Genomic DNA, 1,501 nt, shown 5'->3' on the forward strand with positions numbered 1-1,501 from the left:
TTGTACGAGGGGTAGAACAATACCTAAACCATATTGTACGAGGGGTAGAACAATACCTAAACCATAAATAACGAGCGATGTACCGAATACCAAAACAATCTTACTAATGTTGAATGTGCTTCCATTTAGCATAAAAATCATTTCTAAAATAATGGCTATTAGTGTGATTAGGAGTACATAAAAGAATGCTTCTCCTAGCAGCATTTTCCGAAGAATGCCTGTTCGCCATCCTAGCGCAAGAAATATGCTATATTCTTTCTTTCGTGTTAAATAAGATACATAGGTTGTTGCAAACACATACATCATACCAATCAGTAGGATGGTAACGAGAATACTCGTATACCCTAATGAGGTTTCTCTTAAAATGGTGATAGCCGCGCCTATATGAATCCAAGGTTGTTCAATCCACCCTAGCGTTTTATCGTGTTCAACCACTTTGGTGATGGTTGGTTGAGGTGATGATCCTCTTGTAATGATGACTTGAAGTCCTGTCGCACGTTCAATATCATTTTTGACTTGTTCCATTTTTTCTTGCGCTGCATTTCCAATATCATCGATGCCTTTTACTTTAATGCGAATGGAGGATATGCTATTCCCTCCCGTAATGATTTCAGCTGCCTTCACAGTAGTTAATATGTTAGGTGGATTTGTAAGCAAGCCTGTTGGTACACCGGATCCTTTCATCGTCCTTGAAGGATTTAACGGTTCATTGTCTGGTCCAAGGACGATACCCGCCTGTGCAGGACGATATGTCTCAAGTGGTAGTTCAGTTAAAGGGTCTTTACTAATTTTTAATTTATCAGAAGAGAAACTCCCAACAATATTCAATCTCAATACTGGCAAGAGAGGTACTCCGTCTTCAGTTAATTCATGATCTAACAATTCTGCTTTTCTGAAACCTGAATTCGGTAAAACATCTTTAAAAATATCAATCATTTCGACGGGCTTGCTTGACACTACGTAACTATTTGACCATCTCTCTGGGAAAGGACTTTCTAATTTTTGATAATCAAGAATACTGGATTTAAAAACTAATTGAGTTCCATGAACTGATAAGGAAGGATTGTCATTCGGGTTCGCCAAAGCTTTAAAGATCATGTTTTCCAATTCTTCACCAGTTAACTCAAAACTGTCTACTTTCTCTGTCTCCAACTCATTTAAATAGTCCCGTCCATTTCCTTTTTTAATTAATTCGGCAGCTTGTTGCTTTTCAGTATCAGTATTAAAAGGGATAGCTAATTTTTCTTGAGAAACCTGAAACAGGCTATTTGAAAAGCTTTTATTATTTATTAAAACAGGAATTTCAAATAAACGGTCCATTTTTTCATCGTAAATAGCATCTTCATTTGGCTCTAAGTATCGGCTCGTATCAGATAGTTGAACTGCCTCGTCTAGTCCTACAAGTTTAGCTTCCTCTTCTGGATCAATACCAACCAATAATTGGTATTGACTCAAGCTTATCTCACCTTTATCATCTCCCCAAAAACCTAAACCTTCACTG

At 37.3% G+C, this 1,501-nt stretch carries 1 protein-coding gene; it reads right to left on the reverse strand.

Annotation, left to right across the window (positions count from 1 at the left end):
• On the reverse strand, window positions 1–1,455 hold a 1,455-nt coding region (locus AC1DSB_RS19155; RefSeq protein ID WP_477587407.1), incomplete at its 3' end, for an FtsX-like permease family protein.
• Window positions 1,456–1,501 lie beyond the last annotated feature (46 nt).

This window comes from Paenisporosarcina sp. P4_E4_2 (assembly GCF_056401595.1).